General features: G+C 72.2%; 16 protein-coding genes. 8 read left to right on the forward strand and 8 right to left on the reverse strand.

What is annotated here, in order from left to right:
* Positions 1-60: 60 nt before the first annotated feature.
* The 6 genes from OG289_RS26050 to paaA all read right to left on the reverse strand — a co-directional run bounded on the left by OG289_RS26050 (position 61) and on the right by paaA (position 5,023).
* Positions 61-1,266: an acyl-CoA dehydrogenase family protein gene (locus OG289_RS26050; protein WP_327316431.1), complete on the reverse strand. Its 1,206-nt coding sequence runs from the start codon at positions 1,264-1,266 to the stop codon at positions 61-63.
* Between the two features lie 116 nt (positions 1,267-1,382).
* Positions 1,383-2,444, reverse strand: coding sequence for a 2Fe-2S iron-sulfur cluster-binding protein (locus tag OG289_RS26055; protein ID WP_327316432.1), 1,062 nt, complete (start codon positions 2,442-2,444; stop codon positions 1,383-1,385).
* Entirely contained in the window at positions 2,444-3,007 is a 564-nt protein-coding gene (gene paaD, locus OG289_RS26060) for a 1,2-phenylacetyl-CoA epoxidase subunit PaaD (RefSeq protein WP_327316433.1), read from the reverse strand. The genes OG289_RS26055 and paaD overlap by 1 nt, the downstream gene beginning before the upstream one ends.
* The gene (paaC, locus tag OG289_RS26065) at positions 3,001-3,723 is read right to left on the reverse strand and encodes a 1,2-phenylacetyl-CoA epoxidase subunit PaaC (protein WP_327316434.1); all 723 of its coding nucleotides are present in this window, start codon (positions 3,721-3,723) and stop codon (positions 3,001-3,003) included. Before paaC ends, paaD begins: the two co-directional genes overlap by 7 nt.
* Positions 3,720-4,007, reverse strand: a complete 288-nt coding sequence (gene paaB, locus OG289_RS26070; RefSeq protein ID WP_327316435.1) for a 1,2-phenylacetyl-CoA epoxidase subunit PaaB — start codon at positions 4,005-4,007, stop codon at positions 3,720-3,722. The genes paaC and paaB overlap by 4 nt, the downstream gene beginning before the upstream one ends.
* Positions 4,004-5,023, reverse strand: coding sequence for a 1,2-phenylacetyl-CoA epoxidase subunit PaaA (gene paaA / locus OG289_RS26075; protein WP_327316436.1), 1,020 nt, complete (start codon positions 5,021-5,023; stop codon positions 4,004-4,006). The genes paaB and paaA overlap by 4 nt, the downstream gene beginning before the upstream one ends.
* 283 nt (positions 5,024-5,306) lie before the next feature.
* On the opposite strand from paaA, the gene OG289_RS26080 reads away from it, so the two are divergent.
* From OG289_RS26080 to OG289_RS26090, 3 genes are read left to right on the forward strand one after another with little or no spacing between them, the layout of a single operon-like run.
* On the forward strand, positions 5,307-6,419 hold the full coding sequence (locus tag OG289_RS26080; RefSeq protein ID WP_442818954.1) for a DUF5819 family protein: 1,113 nt from the start codon (positions 5,307-5,309) through the stop codon (positions 6,417-6,419).
* Positions 6,416-7,627 carry an HTTM domain-containing protein gene (locus OG289_RS26085; protein WP_327316438.1) on the forward strand — a complete coding sequence of 404 codons (1,212 nt, stop codon included), beginning with the start codon at positions 6,416-6,418 and terminating at the stop codon, positions 7,625-7,627. Before OG289_RS26080 ends, OG289_RS26085 begins: the two co-directional genes overlap by 4 nt.
* On the forward strand, positions 7,624-8,400 hold the full coding sequence (locus tag OG289_RS26090) for a TrmH family RNA methyltransferase (protein ID WP_327316439.1): 777 nt from the start codon (positions 7,624-7,626) through the stop codon (positions 8,398-8,400). Before OG289_RS26085 ends, OG289_RS26090 begins: the two co-directional genes overlap by 4 nt.
* On the opposite strand, the gene paaN is transcribed toward OG289_RS26090, so the two are convergent.
* A complete protein-coding gene (paaN, locus tag OG289_RS26095) occupies positions 8,397-10,091 on the reverse strand; it encodes a phenylacetic acid degradation protein PaaN (protein WP_327316440.1) in 1,695 nt (564 codons plus the stop codon). The genes OG289_RS26090 and paaN overlap by 4 nt on opposite strands.
* Before the next feature lie 159 nt (positions 10,092-10,250).
* Between paaN and OG289_RS26100 the strand changes: the two genes are divergently transcribed.
* Together OG289_RS26100 and OG289_RS26105 are read left to right on the forward strand one after the other, a co-directional pair.
* Complete coding sequence (locus OG289_RS26100) at positions 10,251-11,765, forward strand: 3-hydroxyacyl-CoA dehydrogenase (RefSeq protein WP_327316441.1); 1,515 nt, start codon at positions 10,251-10,253, stop codon at positions 11,763-11,765.
* Positions 11,762-12,352 carry a TetR/AcrR family transcriptional regulator gene (locus OG289_RS26105; protein WP_327316442.1) on the forward strand — a complete coding sequence of 197 codons (591 nt, stop codon included), beginning with the start codon at positions 11,762-11,764 and terminating at the stop codon, positions 12,350-12,352. The genes OG289_RS26100 and OG289_RS26105 overlap by 4 nt, the downstream gene beginning before the upstream one ends.
* Positions 12,353-12,373: 21 nt before the next feature.
* Here OG289_RS26105 and OG289_RS26110 read toward each other — a convergent pair whose 3' ends face one another.
* The gene (locus tag OG289_RS26110; RefSeq protein ID WP_327316443.1) at positions 12,374-12,892 is read right to left on the reverse strand and encodes an Lrp/AsnC family transcriptional regulator; all 519 of its coding nucleotides are present in this window, start codon (positions 12,890-12,892) and stop codon (positions 12,374-12,376) included.
* Between the two features lie 175 nt (positions 12,893-13,067).
* Here OG289_RS26110 and pdhA point away from each other — a divergent pair, with 175 nt between their 5' ends.
* From pdhA to OG289_RS26125, 3 genes are read left to right on the forward strand one after another with little or no spacing between them, the layout of a single operon-like run.
* Entirely contained in the window at positions 13,068-14,204 is a 1,137-nt protein-coding gene (gene pdhA / locus OG289_RS26115; RefSeq protein WP_327316444.1) for a pyruvate dehydrogenase (acetyl-transferring) E1 component subunit alpha, read from the forward strand.
* Positions 14,201-15,205: an alpha-ketoacid dehydrogenase subunit beta gene (locus tag OG289_RS26120; protein WP_327316446.1), complete on the forward strand. Its 1,005-nt coding sequence runs from the start codon at positions 14,201-14,203 to the stop codon at positions 15,203-15,205. Before pdhA ends, OG289_RS26120 begins: the two co-directional genes overlap by 4 nt.
* On the forward strand, positions 15,205-16,578 hold the full coding sequence (locus OG289_RS26125; protein WP_327316447.1) for a dihydrolipoamide acetyltransferase family protein: 1,374 nt from the start codon (positions 15,205-15,207) through the stop codon (positions 16,576-16,578). The genes OG289_RS26120 and OG289_RS26125 overlap by 1 nt, the downstream gene beginning before the upstream one ends.
* Positions 16,579-16,592: the final 14 nt, after the last annotated feature.

The raw sequence follows: 16,592 nt of genomic DNA on the forward strand, positions 1-16,592 counted from the left end.
TAGGCCGGTGAGTCCTTGCGTGGGAGCGCAGGCCGGCGAGTTCCTGCGTGGGCGCGCAGGTCAGCCGAGGGTGTGGGCGGCCAGTAGGTCGCCGAGGGCCTCCTCGTGTGCCGCGGCCGGGCCGAGCGACAGTTCCAGGTGCTTGGCCCAGGCGTGGTACCGGTGCAGCGGGTAGTCGACGTCGGCGCCGAAGCCTCCGTGCAGATGCTGCGCGGTCTGCACGATCCGCCGTACGCCTTCCGAGGCCCAGATCTTGGCCACGGCGACGTCACCGGAGGCCGGCAGTGCGCCAGGTGCCCCGGAGGCGATCCGCCAGGCGGCCTGCCACAGCGTGACCTCCATCGCGCGTAGGTCGATGTAGCGGTCGGCGGCCTGCACGGCGACGGCCTGGAAGCTGGCGATCGGGTGCCCGAACTGCTCCCGCTTGCCGGCGTAGTCGCTGGTCATCCCCAGTACGCGCTCGCCCAGACCGAGCGCCAGCGCGCAGGTCCCGGTGGCCAGCAGGGCGCGCAGCCACTCCCAGGCGCCGTCGGCGGTGATGACGTCCCGGGCGGCGATCCGTGCCGAGTCGAGGCGCAGTTCGCCGAGCCGTTCGCCGGTGGTGGAGATCTGTTCGGCGAGCACGACTCCTTCGTGTCCGCGGGGGACGATGGCGAGGACGCTCCGGTCGTCCCCGGTACGCGCCGGTACGACGACGAAGTCGGCGTCGTACGCCCATGAGACCGCCGTCTGCACCCCGTCCAGCACCCACTCTCCGCCGCCCGGGCCTGTTGCACCGCTCATGCCGGGAGCGCCGTCCGCGCCGTCCGCGCCGTGTGTGCCGTGTGTGCCGTCCTGCCTTGCGGTGACGGCCAGTTCGGCCGGGTCGTGGCCGGTGCGGCCGTTGGTGGCGACGGTCAGAACGACTTCGCCCCGTCCGGCCCGGGCGAGGAGGGACGACCTCAACTCCTGGCCGCCGTAGGCCTGTACGGCGGCCAGGGCCGCGCTGTTCTCCAGCAGTGGTACCCGCGCCAGCACCTTCGCCGACTCACGCAGCACGAGACAGAGCGCGACCGCGTCGAGGCCGGCCCCGCCGGACCCCTCGTCGAGCAGCAGGCTCAGCAGGTCCGCCGCGGCGAGCCTGGACCACAGTGCGCGGTCGAAGTCGTCGGCCACGGCGCCCCTGGTGAGCGCGGGGCTCGGCACGCTGTCGGGGGCGACCCCGGCGAACACTCCCCGCGCCGCCTCGGCCGCGGCCTGCTGCTCCTCGGTGAAGGTGAAGTCCACGGCCTGTCCTCCCGACGGGTCAGCTGATCTGACGGAGCGTCAAGATAGAACAGGTTCTAGAAGAAGGGAACGGCCGGTCGCCCACTCACTGCGCACTTCTCATCTTCACTGTGCCCTCACCGGTCGAAGTCCACCTCCACCGCCTCCGTCAGCGGATGCGACTGGCACGCCAGCACGTACCCGGAGTCCGTCTCCTCCGGCTCCAGAGCGAAGTTGCGGTCCATGCGCACCTCGCCGGAGACCAGGAAGGCCCGGCACGTTCCGCACACCCCGCCCTTGCAGGCGTAGGGCGCGTCGGGCCGGTTGCGCAGCACCGTCTCCAGGACCGACTCCCCGTCCCGCACGGGCCAGCTTCCGCCGCGGCCGTCGAGCCGGGCTGTCACGGTGCTGTGGGCGGGGGCGGCCGCGCGTGCCGGTGGTGCCGTGACGTCCACGTGGAAGATCTCCTCGTGGATCCGGGACCGCGCGACCCCGATCTCCCGCAGCGCCTGCTCCGCGCCCTGCACGAGCCCGAACGGCCCGCACAGGAACCACCCGGCGACGTGCTTCACCGGCAGCAGTGACGGCAGCAGCCCGGTGAGCCGCTCCCGGTCCAGCCGCCCGGAGGGAAGCCCGGCCTGCTGTTCCTCCCGGGAGAGCACCGTGACCAGGTGCAGCCGCTCGGGGAAGCGGTCCTTGAGGTCGGCGACCTCCTCCAGGAACATCGTGGAGGCAGCCGTCCGGTCGCTGCGTATGAGGCAGAAGCGGGCCGCGGGCTCGCGGGCCAGCAGCGTCGCGGCGATCGACAGCACCGGGGTGATGCCGCTGCCGCCGACGATCGCCGCGTACAGGCCGGGCGCGGGGTCGAGGGTGAACCGGCCCGCCGGAGTCATCACCTCCAGCTCGTCGCCGACGTTGATCTCCTTCAGCGCGTACGTCGAGAAGGCCCCGCCCTCGACCAGCCGGACGCCCACCCGCAGCGTGCGGGGTCCCTCGCCGTCCGGGGCGGGTGCGGGCGAGCAGATCGAGTACGTCCGACGGATCTCGGCCCCGTCGGTCACGCGGCGCAGGGCGAGGTGCTGTCCGGGGGCGTGTCGGTACTCCTCTCTCAGCTCGTCGGGGACCGTGAGGGTGAGGGCGACGGAGTCGTCCGTGAGGCGGTCCACCGCGGCCACCTGGAGCGGGTGGAAGCGGGCCATCACAACTCCTTGAAGTGGTCGAAGGGTTCACGGCAGGAGAGGCAGCGCCGCAGTGCCTTGCAGGCGGTGGAGGAGAAGCGGCTGAGCAGCTCGGTGTCGGCGGATCCGCAGTGCGGACAGCGGACCGGCTCGTCCGGCTCGTCAGGACCTTCGAGCAGGTTGTGCGGTTCGCTGCGGACGGTGTGTGTGGGGCCCAGCGTCAAGGGCACCGGGCCCGGCGCGGACCGGGTGGCGCGCGGCGGCGCGATGCCGAACTCCCTCAGTTTGCGGCGCCCTTCGGCGGAGATGTCATCGGTCGACCAGGCGGGCGTGAGCACGGTGCGTACGGTGACTTCCCGTACCCCGTGCTCGTGCAGTGCCTGTTCGATGTCCGCGGACATCGCCTCCACGGCCGGGCAGCCGGTGTAGGTGGGGGTCAGCTCGACCTCGACGGCGTCGGTGTCGCGGATGTGCACCGCGCGCAGCACGCCGAGTTCCTGAAGGGTGAGCACGGGCAGTTCGGGGTCGGGCACCGCGCCGGCGACCGCGAGGAGTTCCGCCTCCAGCGGGGTGAGCGTCACCATGACGCCCCCGGGTGGCTGCGGTGCAGGTGCTGCATCTCGGCGAGCATCCGGCCGAAGGGTTCGGTGTGCAGGCCCTCGCGGCCCGCGCCGGCGCTCCAGGCTCCGGTGCGCGATCCCTCGGGCACCGCGAGGCCGGCCCGGCCCAGCACGTTCTTCACCGACTCCAGCCAGACCGAGTCCAGGTCCGCCCCGTCGAGGTCGAGGCCGTCCACCGGGCGGAACATCTCTCCGGTGAACCGCCACAGTGCGGTGCAGGCGCGCTGCATCCGCTCGTGGCTGACGTCGGTGCCGTCACCGAGCCGCAGTGTCCACTGCTCGGCGTGGTCGCGGTGGTAGGCGACCTCCTTGACGGCCTTCGCCGCGAGCCCCGCGAACGGGCCCTGGCCGGCTGCCAGCCGTGCGTACAGCAGGTGCTGGTAGGTGGAGAAGTACAGCTGGCGGGCGATGGTGTGGGCGAAGTCGCCGTTGGGTTGTTCTACCAACTGGATGTTGCGGAAGGCGCGTTCCTCGCGCAGGTACGCCAGTTCGTCCTCGTCGCCGGCCATCGACAGCAGGATCCGGGCCTGGCCCAGCAGGTCGAGCGCGATGTTGGCGAGGGCGACCTCCTCCTCCAGTACGGGCGCGTGACCCATCCACTCCCCCAGGCGGTGGGAGAGCACCAGGGCGTCGTCGCCGAGGGCGAGAGCGGCGGTGTTGGTGTGCGTGGTCGTGGTCACAGGTGCTTCACCCCCTCCGGGATCTCGTAGAACGTCGGGTGCCGGTACGGCTTGTCGGCGGCCGGTTCGAAGAACGGGTCCTTCTCGTCGGGCGAGGAAGCCGTGACCGACGAGGACGGCACGACCCAGATCGAGACGCCCTCGCCGCGCCGGGTGTACAGGTCGCGGGCATTGCGCAGGGCGAACTCGGCGTCCGGCGCGTGCAGGCTGCCGGCGTGGGTGTGGGAGAGGCCGCGCCGGGAGCGCACGAAGACCTCCCACAGGGGCCAGTCGGTGTTCGTCATGCCTGCTCCACTTCCGTCTTCGTCCCGTTGCTGCGCCTGGCCGCGTGGGCCGCGGCCGCCTCTCGTACCCACGCGCCCTCGTCGTGTGCGCGCCTGCGTTGCGTTATCCGCTGCTCGTTGCAGGGGCCGTTGCCCTTGAGGACCTCCTTGAACTCGGTCCAGTCGATGGCGCCGAAGTCGTAGTGCCCCTGCTCCTCGTTCCACTTCAGGTCCGGGTCGGGGAGCGTGAGGCCGAGGGACTCCGCCTGGGGGACGCAGATGTCGACGAAGCGCCGACGCAGTTCGTCGTTCGAGTGGCGCTTGATCTTCCAGGCCATCGACTGGGCGGAGTGCGCGGACTCGTCGTCGGGCGGGCCGAACATCATCAGCGAGGGCCACCACCAGCGGTCCACCGCGTCCTGCGCCATGGCGTGCTGCTCCGGGGTGCCGCGGCTGAGGGCGAGCAGCAGCTCGTACCCCTGGCGCTGGTGGAAGGACTCCTCCTTGCAGATGCGGACCATCGCGCGTGCGTACGGGCCGTAGGAGCAGCGGCACAGGGGGACCTGGTTGGTGATCGCGGCGCCGTCCACCAGCCAGCCGATCGCGCCGACGTCCGCCCAGGTCAGCGTGGGGTAGTTGAAGATCGAGGAGTACTTCTGGCGGCCGGTGTGGAGCTTGTCGAGCAGTTCCTCGCGCCCGGTGCCGAGAGTTTCGGCCGCGCTGTACAGGTAGAGCCCGTGGCCCGCCTCGTCCTGGACTTTCGCCATCAGGATGGCCTTGCGGCGCAAGGAGGGCGCGCGGGTGATCCAGTTGGCCTCCGGCTGCATGCCGATGATCTCGGAGTGGGCGTGCTGGGCGATCTGGCGCACCAGCGTCGCGCGGTAGGCGTCGGGCATCCAGTCGCGTGGCTCGATGCGCTCGTCGGCGGCGACGGTGGCGTCGAAGGCGCGTTCGTACGCCTCGTCGGCGCCGGTCCCGCTGTTCTGCGCGGTGCGCGGCTGTGTGCGGGCCGTCTGGTGCGCGGCTGCTGTCGCCATGCGGTCCCCCTTGACCTTGGGCCTGGGGCGGTGCCCCGGCGTCGGCTCTGCCCGAGCCTTCTCCCGACCGATCGTTCGGTCCGTGCGATTCCATGGTGGGACGGCCGTCGTAAGGTGTCAACCGCTGTGGATAACCTGCGGGCGTCCCCTGTGGACAACCCGCCCCGCCCCGGCCCGGCCCGGGTGCCGCGGGGGGAGGGCTGCGCCGAACGGGTGAGGCTGAGTACCGTTCGCGATTGCGCGACGCAGCGCGAAGACGACCGGGATCGGGGAACGGGGCGGAATGGACGCGTACGACGGAGGCTCTGGCGCTCCGCAGGGGCCCAACACGTCAGGGGAGGCGGGGGCGGAGACCGAGAGGGAGACGCCACCGGTGGAGGGCGCGGTTCCGGGCCCCCGAGCCGAGCTCCCCAGCCCTGAACCCGGCCGTCGAGCCGAGGTCAGCGGTGCTGGCCCGCGAGCCGAGCTCCCCAGCCCTGAACCCGGCCCCGGAGCCGAGGCCAGCAACGCTGGCCCCCGAGCCGAGCCCGCCAGACCTGTAAATCCCGGCACTCCGGCCGAGCTCGGAGGTCCCGGAGGTCCCGGAGGTCCCGGAAGTCCCGGCGGTTCCGGAGGTTCCGGAGGTCCCGGCGGTTTTGAACGTGGCCTGGTGGCCGAGCCCGTCGGCCCGGTCGCGTGGCCGGCCGCCGGCCGCGCCCCCGGCCTCACCGCCGCCCTCCCCGCCACCGCGCCCCGTCACCCCGGGCCCCGGACCGGTGTGGCCGCTCTCTCCCCGCGCTACCAGATCGGCGCCGCGCTGGCGCTCGCCGTCGTCGCGGTCGCCGTCTGTGTGCACGTGGGGATGGTGTTCCTGCACGTCGCGCCGTCGAACACGGTCACCGAGGCGCACGGCAAGGCGATCGACGAGTGGATCTACCCGGAGTTCGAGCAGAACTGGAAGCTGTTCGCGCCGAACCCGTTGCAGCAGAACATCGCCGTCCAGGTCCGCGCCCAGGTCCGCACCTCGGACGGCGGGTCGAGGACCACCGGCTGGTACGACCTGTCCGCGCAGGACGGCCGGGCCATCGACGGCAACCTGTTGCCGAGCCACACCCAGCAGAACGAGCTGCGCCGCGCCTGGGACTTCTTCACCGCCACGCACAGCAACGACAACCGCTCGGTAGGCATACGCGGCGCCCTCTCCGAGACGTATCTGCGCCGGATCGTGGTGCTGCGTCTGGAGCGTGGCGGCGCGGCCGGTGACGGCGGTGTCGTCGAGCGGGTCCAGGTCCGCTCGCAGACCACCAACGTGACCCCGCCGAAGTGGAGCGACGAGAAGGTGTCGATGAGCCCGGTCTATCGCGAGCTGCCCTGGTGGGCGGTGCCGGACGGCGAGATCGAGGGAGGCACGAGGTGAACCGGTTCTCCCTGTCGGTGTCCACCGCCATCGCCCGCGTCACCGAGTCGGCGCTCGGGCCGTACCAGAGCGCCGTGGTCCGGATCGGCTTCAGCGCCACGTGGCTGCTGTTCCTGCTGCGCGAGTTCCCCCACCGCCAGGAGCTCTACGGCCCCGACGGGCCCTGGGACTGGGAGCTGGCCCGGCAGCTGATCGACACCAACGGCGCGTTCACGGCCCTGATGTGGTCGGACGGCCGGGGCTGGTTCGAGGCCGTGTACGCGCTCGCGCTGCTCTCCGGCGCACTGCTGCTGCTGGGCTGGCGCACCCGCGCGATGTCGGTGCTGTTCATGGTGGGCGTGCTCTCCCTGCAGAACCGCAGCGTCTTCATGGGAGACGGCGGCGACAACGTCCTGCACCTGATGTCGATCTACCTCGTGTTCATGCGGTGCGGTCGGGTGTGGTCGCTGGACGCGCGGCGGGCGCGGCGCGAGCACGAGGCACGCGCGCGTGGGGCGCGGGTCACCGACCGGGTCGGTCCCGTCCTGTGGGCCGCCTCGGGGTTCGTGCTGGTCACGGTGACCGTGGCAGACCGGTTCCACAGCGAGTGGGGCATTCCGGCGCTGCTGTGGGCGGCGTGGGCCGTGCAGGGCCTGTGGTGGGCTGTCGGTCGCCTCAGGAAGTCGGCGGAGCCCCGGATCCTGCTCGACGTGATCGGCAACATCCTGCACAACGGCGCCCTGGTCGTGATCATGGCCGAGGCCTGTCTGATCTACGCGACGGCCGGCTGGTACAAGATCCAGGGCTCGCGCTGGCAGGACGGCACCGCCGTGTACTACCCCCTGCATCTGGACTACTTCTCGCCCTGGCCCGCGCTCGCTGACCTGCTGGCCGGCAGCGGCACGATGGTCATGCTCGTGACCTACGGGACCGTCATCGTGCAGGTCGCCTTTCCGTTCACCCTCTTCAACCGGCGGCTGAAGAACGTCCTGCTGGCCCTGATGATGACCGAGCACGCGGTGATCGCCGTGGTGCTCGGGCTGCCGTTCTTCTCGCTGGCGATGATCGCGACGGACGCCGTCTTCCTGCCGACGCCGTTCCTGCGCCGGCTGGGCGGCTGGGCGGCACGCGCGCGTGGACGGCTGTTCTCCGACGGCGGGCGTACGGCGGCGCCGGAGCCGCGGGCCGAGGAGAACCCCGAGCACACCCGCGTAGGGTTCACGGCATGACCGACCCCGTGACCACCGGCCGCGACCCGCTCGGCCGGTGGCACCGGCTCGCCGACGCCTGCGTCCTGCTCGACGGCTTCCACGCCCTCAAGCACGCCGTGCGCTTCGGGGCCGAGGTTCCGGTCGCGGTCACCGTCGACCGGCGGGCGACGCTCGCCCTCGCCGACGAGCTCGCCCCCGACGTGCGCGAGGCGCTGGAGGCGCTCCTGACGGAGGTCCCGCAGTCGACGTACGCGGCCCTGGTGCCGCGCCCGCATCCCACCGCGGTCGCGGCGCTCGCCGTACGGCCCTCCCGCGAGGCCAACCTGGAGCGGCTGGGGCACGCGCCCCGCAGCACCCCGGTCGTGGTCCTCGACAACCCGCGCAACCTGGGCAACGCGGGGGCCGTGATCCGGCTGGCCGCCGGTTTCGGGGCGACCGGGGTGGTCACCACCGGCACGCTCGACCCCTGGCACCCGACCGTCGTGCGCGGCGGGGCGGGGCTGCACTTCGCGACCGCCGTGGAGCGGCTGACCGTCGACGAGCTGCCGGCCGGTCCGGTGTTCGCGCTGGACCCGGAGGGTGACGACATCCGGGGCGTCAAGCTTCCGGACGACGCCCTCCTCGCCTTCGGCTCCGAGCGCAGCGGGCTCTCCGCCGAACTGCGCGCGCGTGCCGGCCATCTCCTCGCCCTGCCGATGCGCCCCCAGGTCTCCAGCTACAACCTCGCGACCAGTGTGGCCATGACGCTGTACCACTGGAGCGCCACCGGGGGCGCCCCGCACGTCCCTTAGGCGTCCCTGCGGACCTCCACCACCCGGAAGCGGTTCGCGACGAACGCCCCGTCGGTGAGGGCCGCGTTGGCCGCCGGGTTGCCGCCCGAGCCGTGGAAGTCGGAGAACGCGGCGGTCTGGTTGACGTAGACGCCGCCGGTGAGGTTGAGGGACAGCTGGGCGGACTCCTCCAGGCAGACCTCCTGGATCGCCTCCTCGACCTCCTCGTCGGTGGTGTAGGCGCCGACCGTCATCGCACCCTTCTCGCGCACCGTGCGCCGCAGCAGCGCGACCGCGTCGGCCGCCGAGTCGACCGCGACGGCGAAGGAGACCGGGCCGAAGCACTCGTTCATGTAGGCGGCCTCGTCGTCGGGCTTGGCCCCGTCCAGCTTGACGATCACCGGGGTGCGGACGACCGCGTCCGGGAACTCCGGGTTGCTCACCTCGCGGGAGGCGAGGGCGACCTCGCCGAGGCCCGCCGCGGCCTCCAGGCGGGCCTTGACGTCCGGGTTGACGATCGCGCCGAGCAGGCCGTTCGCGCGCGCGTCGTCGCCGAGGAGGCCGTCGACCGCGCGGGCGAGGTCGGCGACGACCTCGTCGAAGGTCTTGGGACCCTCGTCGGTGCGGATGCCCTCGCGGGGGATCAGCAGGTTCTGCGGGGTGGTGCACATCTGACCGCTGTACAGGGACAGTGAGAACGCCAGGTTGGCGAGCATGCCCTTGTAGTTGGCGGTGGACTCCACGACCACCGTGTTCACGCCGGCCTTCTCGGTGTAGACCTGCGCCTGGCGGGCGTTGGCCTCCAGCCAGTCGCCGAAGGCCGTCGAGCCGGTGTAGTCGACGATCCTGATCTCGGGGCGGGTGGCCAGGGTCTTGGCGATGCCCTCGCCGGGGCGCTCGGCGGCCAGCGCGACCAGGTTCGGGTCGAAGCCGGCCGCGGCGAGCACCTCGCGCGCGACGCCCACGGTCAGCGCGAGCGGCAGCACCGCGCGCGGGTGGGGCTTGACCAGGACCGCGTTGCCGGTGGCCAGGGAGGCGAACAGGCCCGGGTAGCCGTTCCACGTGGGGAAGGTGTTGCAGCCGATGAGCAGGGCGGTGCCGCGCGGGACGGCTGTGAAACTCTTGGTCATCGTCAGCGGGTCGCGCTTGCCCTGCGGCTTGGTCCACTCCGCCGTGCCCGGTGTGCGGACCTGCTCGGCGTACGCGTAGGCCACCGCCTCCAGGCCGCGGTCCTGCGCGTGCGGGCCGCCCGCCTGGAACGCCATCATGAAGGCCTGGCCGGACGTGTGCATGACCGCGTGCGTGAACTCGTGTGTGCGGTCGCTGATCCGCTTGAGGATCTCCAGACAGACCACGGCGCGCAGCTCCGGGCCCGCGTCCCGCCAGGCGCGCTGCCCGGCCCGCATGGCGGGCAGCAGCGTGTCCGCGTCCGCGTGCGGGTACGTCACGCCCAGCTCGATGCCGTACGGCGAGATCTCGCCGCCCACCCAGTCGTCGGTGCCGGGCTGGCCGAGGTCGAGGCGGGTGTTCAGCACGGCGTCGAAAGCGGCCTTGCCCGCTGCCGCGTCCAGGCTTCCGTTCTCCCCGTAGGCCTTGGGGTGTTCCGGGTGCGGGGACCAGTACGCGCGTGTGCGGATCGCTTCCAGGGCCTGGTCGAGAGTGGGCCGGTGCTGGGCGATCAGCTCGTGCGCGGTCAGTTCGGCGGTGGCCATGCGGGACCAACTCCTCGTCGTGAGAACTCTTCTTCGAGCCCATGACCTGGCGGGAACCTGGGCAGGAACGGCCAGTCAGGGTTAGAGTAACCGAACGATCGGTCGGGACAAGGGGGCCTGCCGCATCTGTGGAAAACCCCGTGCGGGAGGATCGCGCACATGACAGCACTCGACCTCAGCAGCCCCGTGGCCGTCGTCGGCACCGGCACCATGGGCCAGGGCATCGCCCAGGTCGCGTTGGTCGCGGGCCACCTCGTGCGGCTGTACGACACCGTCCCCGGGCGCGCCCGTGAGGCGGCCGCCGCGATCGGCGCCCGTCTCGACCGGCTCGTCGAGAAGGACCGCCTCGCCGCCACCGACCGGGACGAGGCACGCGCCCGCCTGCGGGCCGCGGAGAGCCTCGCCGAGCTCGCGGACTGCTCCCTGGTCGTCGAGGCCGTCGTCGAGCACCTGGAGGCCAAGCAGGAGCTGCTGCGGCAACTGGAGGACGTCGTCGGTGAGGACTGTCTGCTCGCCACCAACACCTCCTCCCTGTCGGTGACCGCCATCGCCGGCGCGCTGCGCAACCCCGGTCGCTTCGTGGGCCTGCACTTCTTCAACCCCGCGCCGTTGTTGCCGCTGGTCGAGGTCGTCTCCGGGTACGCCACCGACGTCACCTCGGCCACGCGCGCGTACGAGACCGCCCGCTCCTGGGGCAAGACGCCGGTCGCCTGCGCCGACACCCCCGGCTTCATCGTCAACCGCATCGCGCGGCCCTTCTACGCCGAGGCGTTCGCCGTCTACGAGGCACAGGGCGCCGACCCGGCCACCATCGACGCGATCCTGCGCGAGTCGGGCGGCTTCAAGATGGGAGCCTTCGAGCTGACCGACCTGATCGGGCAGGACGTCAACGAGTCGGTCACGCACTCCGTGTGGCGGTCCTTCTTCCAGGACGTGCGTTTCGTGCCCTCCCTCGCCCAGCGACGCCTGGTCGAGTCGGGCCGCCTGGGCCGCAAGACCGGCCAGGGCTGGTACGACTACCGCGAGGGTGCCGAGCCGGCCGAACCGCACACCGCGGAGAAGGCCCAGCCGCCCGCGTACGTCGTCGCCGAGGGCAACCTGGGCCCCGCCTCGGAACTGCTCGCGCTGATCCGCGAGGCGGGCATCCAGGTCCGCGAGGAGGAAGAGGACCACGGCAGCCGTCTGGTGCTCCCCGGTGGCGGCCAGCTCGCCCTCGCCGACGGCCAGACCTCCGTGGAGTTCCGCGACGTCGTCTACTTCGACCTCGCCCTCGACTACCGCAAGGCCACCCGCATCGCCCTGTCCGCCTCCCAGGACACGTCCACGCAGACCATGTCCGAGGCGATCGGCCTGTTCCAGGCGCTCGGCAAGGACGTCAGCGTCATCGGCGACGTCCCCGGCATGATCGTCGCCCGTACGGTCGCGCGCATCGTCGACCTCGCGCACGACGCCGTGGCCAAGGGCGTGGCCACCGAGGAGGACATCGACACCGCGATGCGCCTGGGTGTGAACTACCCGCTCGGCCCCTTCGAATGGAGCCGCAGGCTGGGCCGCACCTGGGCCTGCTCCCTCCTGGACGACCTGCACGAACGCGACCCCTCCGGCCGCTACGCGCCGTCCCTCGCGCTCTACCGCCACTCCTACGCCACCGAGAAGCGGGAGGGCGCCTCGTGACCACCGCCAAGCGCGACACGTACACCCCGGAGACCCTGCTCTCCGTCGCCGTCCAGGTCTTCAACGAGCGCGGCTACGACGGCACCTCCATGGAGCACCTCTCCAAGGCGGCCGGCATCTCCAAGTCGTCGATCTACCACCACGTCGCCGGCAAGGAGGAACTGCTGCGGCGGGCCGTCAGCCGGGCGCTCGACGGCCTCTTCGGGATCCTCGACGAGGAGCACGCGCGCGTGGGGCACGCCTCGGAGCGCCTGGAGTACGTCGTGCGGCGCATGGTCGAGGTGCTCATCGGCGAACTGCCGTACGTGACGCTGCTGCTGCGCGTGCGCGGCAACACCGACACCGAGCGGTGGGCCCTGGAGCGGCGCCGCGACTTCGACCACCGGGTGGCCGATCTGCTGAGAGCGGCCGCCGCCGACGGGGAGGTGCGCGGCGACATGGAGGTGCGCCTCGCCACGAGGCTGGTCTTCGGGATGATCAACTCGATCGCCGAGTGGTACCGGCCGGGCGGCCGGGGCATGGTCGAGAGCGAGGTGGCCGACGCGGTGGTGCGGCTGGTCTTCGAGGGCCTGCGCACGGCCGGCTGAGACGGCCGGCCCGGTCGCCGGTCAGCCCTGCGGCTCCAAATCCTCCTCCTCGAACACCAGCAGCGTGCGCGTGCTGAGCACCTCGGGGATCGCCTGGAGCCGGGTGAGCACCACCTCGCGCAGCGCCCGGTTGTCGGGCGTGTGCACCAGGAGCAGGACGTCGAAATCGCCCCCGACGAGGGCGATGTGGGAGGCGCCGGGCAGCTGTCTGAGCTGCTCGCGCACCGTCCGCCAGGAGTTCTGCACGATCTTCAGCGTGATGTACGCGCTCGTGCCCTGGCCGGCGCGCTCATGGTTCACGCGGGCGCCGAAGCCGCGGATGACGCCGTCCTCGATGAGCCGGTTGATCCGGGCGTAGGCGTTGGCGCGCGAGACATGGACCCGTTCGGCGACCGACCGTATCGAGGCGCGGCCGTCCGCCTGGAGCATCTGCAGGATGTCCTGATCGATGGCGTCGAGCGGGCGCGGCGGTTGCAGCGGTTGCGGCGGGACACCGCTCTCCGGACCCGGCCTCCCTTCGGCCATTTGTTCAGGTGCCATGTCCCCCCGCCTCCCTGCCATGGACGTACTGCATCCATCTCAGGCTGTGGAGAACCGTTTGTCCACAGCCTGAGGGGGCCAGTAGCCAAAATGTGCCGGCGACCGAACAATCGGTAGGTGAGGCGCATCACAATCGGCGTGCCTCCCGCAGCCGTTTCCACGAGGAGGTGCCGTCATGACGGTCATGGAGCAGCGGGGCACGTACCGCCCCACGCCGCCGCCCGCCTGGCAGCCCCGTACCGACCCCGCGCCGCTGCTGCCCGACGCGGAGCCGTACCGCGTCCTCGGCACCGATGCCGCCGCGCAGGCCGATCCCGAACTGCTGCGCCGGCTGTACGCCCAGCTGGTGCGCGGCCGCCGCTACAACGTCCAGGCCACCGCCCTCACCAAGCAGGGCAGACTCGCCGTCTACCCCTCCAGCACCGGCCAGGAGGCCTGCGAGGTCGCCGCCGCGCTCGTCCTGAAGGAGCGGGACTGGCTCTTCCCCAGCTACCGCGACACCCTCGCCGTCGTCGCGCGCGGGGTGGACCCCGTCGAGGCGCTCACCCTGCTGCGCGGCGACTGGCACACCGGCTACGACCCCTACGAGCACCGTGTCGCGCCCCTGTGCACCCCGCTCGCCACGCAGCTCCCGCACGCCGTGGGCCTCGCGCACGCCGCCCGCCTCAAGGGCGACGACGTGGTCGCGCTCGCCATGGTCGGCGACGGCGGCACCAGCGAGGGCGACTTCCACGAGGCGCTGAACTTCGCCGCCGTCTGGCAGGCGCCGGTCGTCTTCCTCGTGCAGAACAACGGCTTCGCGATCTCCGTCCCGCTCGCCAAGCAGACCGCCGCCCCCTCGCTGGCCCACAAGGCCGTCGGGTACGGCATGCCGGGCCGCCTGGTCGACGGCAACGACGCCGCCGCCGTGCACGAGGTGCTGGCCGACGCCGTGCGCCGCGCGCGCGAGGGCGGCGGCCCGACCCTGGTGGAGGCGGTGACCTACCGCATCGAGGCGCACACCAACGCCGACGACGCCACCCGCTACCGCGGCGACGCCGAGGTCGAGACCTGGCGCGAACACGACCCGATCCACCTGCTGGAGCACGAACTGACCGCGCGCGGGCTGCTCGACGAGGAGGCCAGACAATCCGCGCGGGACGCCGCGGAGACGATGGCCGCCGACCTGCGCGCCCGCATGAACCAGGACCCGGTCCTCGACCCGATGGACCTGTTCGCCCACGTGTACGCCGAGGACACGCCCCAACTGAGTGAACAGCGCGCCCTGTTGCGGGCCGAGCTCGAGGCGGAGCAGGAAGGCGCGCACCGATGACCACCGTCGCCCTCAAGCCCGCCACCATGGCGCAGGCCCTCACGCGCGCGCTGCGCGACGCGATGGCCGCCGACCCGTCCGTGCACGTCCTGGGCGAGGACGTGGGCACCCTCGGCGGTGTCTTCCGGGTCACCGACGGGCTCGCCAAGGAGTTCGGCGAGGACCGCTGCACGGACACCCCGCTCGCCGAGGCGGGCATCCTCGGCACCGCCGTCGGCATGGCGATGTACGGACTGCGCCCGGTCGTGGAGATGCAGTTCGACGCCTTCGCCTACCCGGCGTTCGAGCAGCTCATCAGCCATGTCGCCCGCATGCGCAACCGCACCCGCGGCCGGATGCCCCTGCCGATCACCGTCCGCGTGCCCTACGGCGGCGGCATCGGCGGCGTCGAGCACCACAGCGACTCCTCCGAGGCGTACTACATGGCGACCCCGGGCCTCCATGTCGTCACACCCGCCACGGTCGCCGACGCCTACGGTCTGCTGCGCGCCGCCATCGCGTCCGACGACCCGGTCGTCTTCCTCGAACCCAAGCGGCTGTACTGGTCCAAGGACTCCTGGAACCCCGAGGACCCACAGACCGTTGAACCGATCGGCCGCGCGGTGGTGCGGCGCTCGGGGCGGAGCGCCACACTGATCACGTACGGGCCGTCGGTCCCGGTCTGCCTCGAAGCCGCCGAGGCGGCGCGCGCCGAGGGCTGGGACCTCGAAGTCGTCGACCTGCGCTCCCTGGTGCCCTTCGACGACGAGACGGTCTGCGCGTCGGTACGGCGGACCGGCCGCGCGGTCGTCGTCCATGAGTCGGGCTCCTTCGGCGGGCCGGGCGGGGAGATCGCGGCCCGTGTCACGGAGCGTTGTTTCCACCACCTGGAAGCACCGGTGCTGCGTGTCGCCGGGTTCGACCTCCCGTACCCGCCGCCGATGCTGGAGCGCCACCACCTGCCCGGCGTCGACCGGATCCTGGACGCCGTGGCGCGGTTGCAGTGGGAGGCCGAGAACTGATGGCACAGGTGCTGGAGTTCAAGCTCCCCGACCTCGGCGAGGGGCTCACCGAGGCGGAGATCGTCCGCTGGCTGGTCCAGGTCGGTGACGTGGTCGCCGTCGACCAGCCGGTCGTCGAGGTCGAGACGGCCAAGGCGATGGTCGAGGTGCCCTGCCCCTACGGCGGCGTGGTCACCGCCCGTTTCGGCGAGGAGGGCACGGAACTGCCCGTCGGGGCCCCGCTGATCACGGTGGCCGTCGGCGCGCCGGCCTCCGGCGGCGCGGCCGAGGGGTCGGGCAACGTGCTGGTGGGCTACGGCACTTCGGAGGCACCGGCGCGGCGCAGGCGCGTACGGCCGGTCCAGCCGAGGCCCGTCGCCCACACGGCGGCTCACGAGACCGCCCACGCGACCGCTCCGGCGGACCCGGCTGTCCCGGCCGCGCCCGCTGTCCCGGCCGCCCCGGCTGTTCCGCAAAGGGCGGTGGACAGCCCCGTGCCTGTGATCTCCCCGCTCGTCCGCCGCCTCGCCCGCGAGAACGGTCTGGACCTGCGCCAGCTCACCGGCTCGGGACCCGAGGGGCTGATCCTGCGGGCGGACGTGGAGCACGCGCTGCGAGCGGCCGCCGCCCCGCAGCCCGCCCCGGCCGCCGCGGCGACGCCCACTTCCGCTGCAGCCCCCGCCCCTGTCTCCTCGGCCTCCACCCCCGGCCACCGCATCCCCCTCAAGGGCGTCCGGGGTGCCGTCGCCGACAAGCTCTCCCGCAGCCGTCGGGAGATTCCCGACGCGACCTGCTGGGTGGACGCCGACGCGACGGAACTGATGCGGGCCCGTGCCGCAATGAACGCGGCGGGCGGGCCGAAGATCTCCCTCCTCGCGCTGCTGGCCCGTATCTGCACCGCGGCCCTGGCACGCTTCCCCGAGCTCAACTCCACCGTCGACCTGGCGGCCCGGGAGATCGTCCGGTTCGACCAGGTTCACCTCGGCTTCGCCGCGCAGACCGAGCGGGGACTCGTCGTGCCCGTCGTCCGTGACGCGCACGCCCGGGACGCCGAGGGACTCACCGCCGAGTTCGCCCGGCTCACCGGGGCCGCCCGCGACGGGCACCTCACCCCCGGCGAACTGACCGGTGGAACCTTCACGCTGAACAACTACGGCGTGTTCGGCGTCGACGGCTCCACGCCGATCATCAACCACCCCGAGGCGGCCATGCTCGGCGTCGGCCGCATCGTCCCCAAGCCGTGGGTGCACGAAGGCGAGCTGGCGGTGCGCCAGGTCGTGCAGCTCTCGCTCACCTTCGACCACCGGGTGTGCGACGGCGGCACGGCGGGAGGCTTCCTGCGGTACGTGGCGGACTGCGTGGAGCAGCCGGCGGTGCTGTTGCGCACCCTGTGATCATGGTCGGGCTT

Source organism: Streptomyces sp. NBC_01235, assembly GCF_035989285.1.
Classification (GTDB): domain Bacteria; phylum Actinomycetota; class Actinomycetes; order Streptomycetales; family Streptomycetaceae; genus Streptomyces.

Bases quoted from the DNA above. Each gene is read 5' to 3' on its own strand.
- OG289_RS26055 (WP_327316432.1), bottom strand. From the start codon at position 2,444: ATGGCCCGCTTCCACCCGCTCCAGGTGGCCGCGGTGGACCGCCTCACG.
- paaD (WP_327316433.1), bottom strand. From the start codon at position 3,007: ATGGTGACGCTCACCCCGCTGGAGGCGGAACTCCTCGCGGTCGCCGGC.
- paaB (WP_327316435.1), bottom strand. From the start codon at position 4,007: ATGACGAACACCGACTGGCCCCTGTGGGAGGTCTTCGTGCGCTCCCGG.
- paaA (WP_327316436.1), bottom strand. From the start codon at position 5,023: ATGGCGACAGCAGCCGCGCACCAGACGGCCCGCACACAGCCGCGCACC.
- OG289_RS26080 (WP_442818954.1), top strand. From the start codon at position 5,307: ATGGACGCGTACGACGGAGGCTCTGGCGCTCCGCAGGGGCCCAACACG.
- OG289_RS26090 (WP_327316439.1), top strand. From the start codon at position 7,624: ATGACCGACCCCGTGACCACCGGCCGCGACCCGCTCGGCCGGTGGCAC.
- paaN (WP_327316440.1), bottom strand. From the start codon at position 10,091: ATGGCCACCGCCGAACTGACCGCGCACGAGCTGATCGCCCAGCACCGG.
- OG289_RS26100 (WP_327316441.1), top strand. From the start codon at position 10,251: ATGACAGCACTCGACCTCAGCAGCCCCGTGGCCGTCGTCGGCACCGGC.
- OG289_RS26110 (WP_327316443.1), bottom strand. From the start codon at position 12,892: ATGGCACCTGAACAAATGGCCGAAGGGAGGCCGGGTCCGGAGAGCGGT.
- pdhA (WP_327316444.1), top strand. From the start codon at position 13,068: ATGACGGTCATGGAGCAGCGGGGCACGTACCGCCCCACGCCGCCGCCC.
- OG289_RS26120 (WP_327316446.1), top strand. From the start codon at position 14,201: ATGACCACCGTCGCCCTCAAGCCCGCCACCATGGCGCAGGCCCTCACG.
- OG289_RS26125 (WP_327316447.1), top strand. From the start codon at position 15,205: ATGGCACAGGTGCTGGAGTTCAAGCTCCCCGACCTCGGCGAGGGGCTC.